The 6,531-nt window shown below is 37.7% G+C and carries 4 protein-coding genes and 1 pseudogene; all 5 read left to right on the top strand.

What is annotated here, in order from left to right; genetic code table 11:
* A pseudogene (locus tag PLH43_RS12580) lies at positions 1-936 on the top strand (hypothetical protein); the annotation flags it as partial.
* 89 nt (positions 937-1,025) lie between these two features.
* The gene (locus PLH43_RS12585; protein WP_324363649.1) at positions 1,026-1,754 is read left to right on the top strand and encodes a hypothetical protein; all 729 of its coding nucleotides are present in this window, start codon (positions 1,026-1,028) and stop codon (positions 1,752-1,754) included.
* A 404-nt stretch (positions 1,755-2,158) separates the two neighbouring features.
* Positions 2,159-3,691, top strand: coding sequence for a radical SAM protein (locus tag PLH43_RS12590; protein ID WP_324363651.1), 1,533 nt, complete (start codon positions 2,159-2,161; stop codon positions 3,689-3,691).
* A 10-nt stretch (positions 3,692-3,701) separates the two neighbouring features.
* Positions 3,702-5,885 (top strand): peptidase domain-containing ABC transporter, encoded by a 2,184-nt coding sequence (locus PLH43_RS12595; protein WP_324363653.1) that lies wholly within the window; start codon positions 3,702-3,704, stop codon positions 5,883-5,885.
* 101 nt (positions 5,886-5,986) lie between these two features.
* Complete coding sequence (locus PLH43_RS12600; protein ID WP_324363655.1) at positions 5,987-6,259, top strand: hypothetical protein; 273 nt, start codon at positions 5,987-5,989, stop codon at positions 6,257-6,259.
* Positions 6,260-6,531 lie beyond the last annotated feature (272 nt).

The following is a 6,531-nucleotide window of genomic DNA, read 5'->3' on the forward strand; positions in this document are numbered from 1 at the left end:
GCCGAAGGATATGATGTAACAGTCCTTGACAAAGCCATTTTATCTTCTGGCGGCAAGTTTTTGATTTGGTATACCGAAACGGGAAAATCGGCGGTAAGCAGTGAAACTGTTCAGCAACTGGCTGGTACTATGGAAAAAATTGCAGACGATATAAGTGATTTTCTAAATATTGAATGGAATTATAAATTTAACGAAATCAACTCCGACAGCTATAATCATATGAAAAAAGTATTGGATGAATGCGGAATTGATGAAAGTGCAATGAAAAAGGCTCTTCCTGCTTATATTTATGAACCGTCCGATACAGTGGAGGCATTAGCATGGTATCATGGAGATATAACTTTTTGGAAAGAAATGCTTAAAAAGATGTTAAAAGGCTTGGGCGAAAAGGATTTAGTCAAGGAATTTGGCTCAGTGTATTCTCTGCCTTATATTGTTATCAGGACTTCTTTTACCGATGATATAGACAATATGAATCTGCTTTTTGCCCATGAGCTAACACACCATTTTCAAAATATATACTACAATGACCCAAGCTATAATGCCCCCGGTTTTACGAAAGAAACAGTTGCAGAGTTTGTAGCTGCAAGTATCATAGATATTAAAGGAACAAACACTGTAGTGAATATGCAAGCCAATGAATATATAAAAGTTACCGATAACTATTATGCTAATATGATAAATGGAAAACCCAAGGGATATGTAGAGTTTGTTTGGGCAAAATCATATGCGGATATTGTGGATAACGGAATACAATACCTGAAAGAATCGTTGCTCAAAAAAATCCTTTTAAATTTCTTCGGGAGAAAGCTGGCGATTCATACCAACTGGTACTTGAAGATCTTGCAGTACGCAATATTACTAAGGACTATAAGGAAAAAGGTTTTATTTCAACAGATTATCCAAAACCTACAGCGGAGCTTGGCCGCTATATAGATTCTGAAGAAAACTCAATTTTACCAAATTGCTTTCACTATTATTACCTTGATACTAAATACTGGCACGCATCAAAAACTTTGCTTTATATGAAAAATGAAGGTGAGACTAAAATCTTTGTTAAGATAATTGGCAGAAAAAAACACAAATATAGTCTTGTTGACACACTTTATTGCGATATAGGAAAAGAATTGACGATTGCAGATTTTTATAGAGATAATTTCAAAAAATATGATGAGATTATTTTGGCTTTTGGAAATTGCGATACAATAAGTAATGCCAAATATAAGTTGATATCTTTCACTCAGGCAGCAATAGAGCTTAATGAGACAATTACAGGACTTGAAGAGCTCAATCCATGGGAAGTCGATGGCGATTGTATAACTATTCATGTTGAAGAGTTGATTAAAGGTTCGACTACAGTGACAGATTATTTAAATAGTTTGATTTCAAGCTTGAGTATCGAGATTGAGTCGGAGGAAACGGCAGATATTGTAGAGCATTTAGGTGCGCTTAATGATGAGATTAATAGAATAGGAGATGCCATTAAAAAATTTGGAGGAATGTTTGATTATAAAACTGTCCGTATTTATATTATGCCTCTAAAAGACCCGGTGTTGTCCGATGCAGAAATTCACAAGACGGTGTTGGATATGATGCCGAAACCCAGGTTAAAAATTATCGACAAGGTTGATAACGGTATGCACTTGTCAATTGGAGCAGGCATTCAGCCTTTTTCCAAAACCCAGATTATTTTCTATACTGTCATTACGGAACCGGATTGGAAAGTCATGTATCGTATTGAGTTGGAAAAGTAAATATCAGTATAGGGGGAACTTAAGAGCAGCTTTACTCATTAATGTATTTTCGGGTAAGGCTGCTTTTTATGTTAAAGGGTAAATCGAAGTAGAATCCGCATAAAATTTATCGGCCGAAATATTATCCGAAGTTTCGGGGAAAAAATTTAAATGAATGCATATCAAAGGCGTAAAAAGATGGAACTATTTCTTGACTTACAGCGTCTATTAGTGTAAAATAAATTTACAAGTTTATATTTTCTTTGCAGACATAAGCGATAGTAAACTTTTTTCTATAAAGATATGTAAGTTGTGCATTATATGTGCTTCAATCTATTCTGCTCTTCTTCCCGATTTATCCAATTAACTACGAACTTAAGATTTAATCTCATATAATTTTTTGGATTTTAAGGAGTGTGTAAATAATGAATAATCCAATTACTGCTGTTTGGGAAATCACCATGGGGTGCAATATGCGCTGCAAGCATTGCGGCTCCAGTTGTGAGAATGCTTTGGAGGGAGAATTGTCCACCGAGGAAGCTTTAAAGCTTTGCGATGAATTGGGTGAGTTGGGTTTTAAGTGGATTACTTTGTCCGGCGGTGAGCCTACAACAAGAAAGGATTGGCACCTAATAGCCAAAAGACTTAATGAAAACGGAATAATTCCCAATATGATAACCAATGGATGGCTGATGAATGAAGAAATTGCCGATAAAGCGGTGGAAGCGGGAATCAACACAGTTGCCATCAGTATTGACGGGCTTGAAGACACTCATGATTTTATTCGGAAAAAAGGTTCATTTCAAAGGATAATGAATGCTTTCGATATTCTAAAGACTAAAAAGATATTTTATTCGGCCATTACGACCATAAACAACAGAAATATCGAGGAGCTTCCAAAGCTTAGAGACATCCTGATTGAAAAAGGGGTCAGCGGCTGGCAGCTCCAGCTTGGACTTCCCATGGGTAATATGGCTAAAAACAACGAGCTTGTGGCACAGCCTTATCATATTGACGAAGTTATAGAATTTGCTTATCGGACCGTAAAAGAGGGGCATAACATAGATGTCCAGTTGGCCGATTGTATCGGATATTTTAATTTAAAAGAAATAGAAGTAAGGAAAAACAGCCATAACGGACGCATGAAAGACTACAGCTGGATTGGGTGCGGTGCCGGAAAATACAGCCTTGGAATTCTCCATAACGGCGATATTTTAGGCTGTACATCTGTAAGAGACAGAAGCTTTATTGAAGGAAATATAAGAGAGATACCTATAAAGGAAATATGGGAGAATCCTGAAAGCTTTAGCTGGAACAGAAAAATGACCAAAGATAAACTCTCAGGTTTATGCAAAAAGTGCTTTTTCGGAGAACGATGTCTTGGGGGCTGCTCTAATACAAGGCTTACAATGGAGGGAAGCGTGTATTCCGAAAACAAATACTGTTCGTATAATGTGGCCATAAGTACGGCAAAAGAGCAGCTTGACAGAATTGAGGACGTAGACTCAATGATATCGAAAGCAAGAAAGTTTGCGGACAACGGTAATCTGCAGCTAGCTGAAATACTCATTTCCAATGCAATTAAAAAGGGCTGCTGCGATATTGGACTGTTTGAGCTTTACGGGTATGTAAGCTTTATGCTGGGAAATTACCTTGATGCCAAAAAGGCAAACGAAGAGGCTTTGAAAATAAATCCCGACAGTGCTTATGCAAACAAGGGAATGGGATTGTCATTAGGGAGACTTGGAGAACTGGATAAAGGAATAGAATATTTGAGAAAGGCAATTGATTTATCCGACGAAAGCTTCACAGATCCTTATTATGACCTTGCGGTTTTGCTTTATGAAAATGGAAGAAATAGGGAGGCTCTAGAGGTTCTTGAAGAAGGAAGAAAAAAATATAAAAGCTTTGAAGACGTAAGCAAAGACCTGTATGAAATACTTACAAGTGCCTCTTAGGAGTGGGATAATGCCAAAGCGTTTGCTCAAAAAAAAGTATGTATGCGTAAGGCAATATGATTTGACAGACTGCGGAGCAGCCTGTTTGTCGAGTGTTGCCAGGTATTACGGATTAAAAATATCCCTTGCAAAGATAAGGGAGATGACAGGCACCGATACCCATGGCACGAATGCTTATGGTCTGATTCATGCTGCAAAACAACTGGGATTTTCGGCGAAAGGCTTTAAGGCATCTAAAGAGGATTTGATGAAGGATTTTAAGCTTCCTGCCATTGCAAATGTTATTTTAGACAACAGGCTTACTCATTTTGTGGTGATTTATTCGATAAAAAATGGAGTAATTACGGTTGCCGACCCTGACAAGGGAATTGTCAAATATGCTATGGACGATTTCTGTTCAATATGGACCGGAGGACTTATTTTGCTTGAGCCCGGTGAAAACTTTCAAAAAGGGGATCATACCCAGAATATGCTCATAAAATTTACCGGGTTTCTTAGGCCGTTAAAAGGAACTGTGCTGTGCATATTTTTAGCTTCCCTTTTATATACGGCTTTAGGTCTTGCAGGCTCTTTTTATATAAAGTTTTTATTTGACGATTTGATAAAATTTGAAAAGCTTAACGACCTCCATGTGATTTCCGTAGGATTTGCGGCTATGCTTTTGATTCAGGTATTTCTCAATTATTATAGAAGCATACTTGTTACAAAGCTGGGCATGAGCATTGACAAGTCAATAATGATGGAGTATTACTCCCATGTGCTGAAGCTTCCTATGAGCTTCTTTAATTCCAGGAAGGTGGGGGAGATAATTTCAAGATTTATGGATGCTTCAAAGATACGCCAGGCAATTTCCGGAGCAACCCTTACCATAATGATCGATACCGTCATGGCCATAGCCGGAGGAGTTCTTTTATACATGCAAAACTCTTTTTTGTTTCTGATATCTTTTATTGTCATATTGCTGTATGGAATAATTGTGACCGTATTTAACAGACCGATACAAAATGCCAACAGAAGAATAATGGAGGAGAATGCAAAATTAACTTCAGCGCTGGTAGAGTCCGTAAAAGGAATTGAGACTATAAAATCTTTTAGTGCTGAGGATCAAACGGAAAGAAGTACCCGCACTAAAATTGAAGCTGTAATGAAAAGCTCCTTTAAAGAGGGAATGCTGCACATAAATCTCTCTTCGCTGACGGGTATCGTTGCAGGACTTGGGGGCATTGTGATACTCTGGGCCGGTGCATACAATGTCATCAAAGGAAATATGAGCGGAGGACAGCTCCTTGCTTTTAATGCACTTTTGACATATTTTCTTACACCTGTGAGAAACTTAATTGATCTGCAGCCCTTGATACAAACAGCGGTAGTGGCATCCAACAGGCTTGGGGAGATACTTGAGCTTGCATGTGAAAAGGATTTGAGATGTGACTATGACGATTCCATTGTATCCTTAAAAGGTGATATTGAGTTTAGAAATGTGGATTTCCGTTACGGGATGAAAAAACCTGTGCTTAAAAATATAAATTTAACGGTACCTTGCGGGAAAAAGATAGCCATAGTGGGAGAGAGCGGTTCCGGAAAAACCACTTTGGCAAAGCTTTTAATGAATTTTTACAGTCCCCAGAACGGAGAGATTTTGATAAACGGGCACAGTATAAAGGATATTAGCCTTGATGTACTTCGAAAGAAAATAGCCTTTGTCTCCCAGGATGTTTTTATTTTCAGTGGAACTGTAAAAGAAAATCTTTGTCTGGGTAACGAAAACATTGACATGGATGAAATAGTCAAGGCGGCAAAAATGGCCAATGCCCACGATTTCATAGAGGAGCTGCCTTTTAAATACGACACTTTTTTGAATGAAAGCGGTGCAAACCTTTCCGAAGGTCAAAAGCAAAGGCTTGCAATTGCAAGGGCACTCCTTAAAAAGCCGGATATTTTGATACTTGACGAAGCAACGAGTAATCTTGACAGCATTACCGAAAACCATATAAAGAACGCAATATACGCCTTTGGAGATGATGTTACGGTTATTATGATAGCCCATAGATTGAGTACTGTGGCAAGCTGTGACAATATATATCTGATAAAAGAGGGAGAGATTGTTGAGGGCGGTTCCCATACGGAGCTAATAAACTTAAAAGGTTATTACTTTGAAATGTGGAGGCAGACAGAAAGCACTTTATCATCATAATCGGGAGCTATCTCTTCTTAAAAAGAATGCAGATAAAATATAAAACAAGCATACTTTTTGAGGAGAATAGTATAAAAACAATTTAAAGAGGGGGTGAAATTATGTCTGAAACAAAGAAAATGGACATCGGCAGAGAGCTGACCGATGAGGAACTCATGGAAATGACGGGAGGGGCCGCTTTCAGAATTGAGTGTCAGAAAAGCTACACATACCAACCATCAGTACCTGTAGTTAAATATGGAGTTGTAATTGACGAGCCCGATATTGTTCTAAAGTACGGTGTAAGTCCGATAGTTGTAGCTAAGTACGGTATAGGGCCAATACAGCCTTTGTACGGCATCCAGCCAATCGATTTGGGCAAATTGGGCAAATAAGCACAAGAATAATTTTATTTTAGTTTAGGCATGGTCAAAGGACTGTGCCTTTTTTAACATCCAAAAAGGCTTTAGAGACTGTGCTTTCAGAATTAGTTTAAAATTATCGGTTTATTGTATTTGACAAAATAATATGATATGATAAGATTGGAAAACAGTTTACAAACAAGTATTACTCATATAATACTTTTTACATATACTTGTTGAATTTAATATTTTATGGAGCATTCCTATAAAGAAGCAAAATGACCTTTGAAAAAATAGATGCCTGA

This window comes from Acetivibrio sp. (assembly GCF_035371925.1).
Taxonomy (GTDB): Bacteria; Bacillota; Clostridia; order Acetivibrionales; family Acetivibrionaceae; genus Hungateiclostridium.

Coding starts and splice junctions, on each gene's coding strand:
- PLH43_RS12595 (WP_324363653.1), top strand. CDS start 3,702: ATGCCAAAGCGTTTGCTCAAAAAAAAGTATGTATGCGTAAGGCAATAT.
- PLH43_RS12590 (WP_324363651.1), top strand. CDS start 2,159: ATGAATAATCCAATTACTGCTGTTTGGGAAATCACCATGGGGTGCAAT.
- PLH43_RS12600 (WP_324363655.1), top strand. CDS start 5,987: ATGTCTGAAACAAAGAAAATGGACATCGGCAGAGAGCTGACCGATGAG.
- PLH43_RS12585 (WP_324363649.1), top strand. CDS start 1,026: ATGAAAAATGAAGGTGAGACTAAAATCTTTGTTAAGATAATTGGCAGA.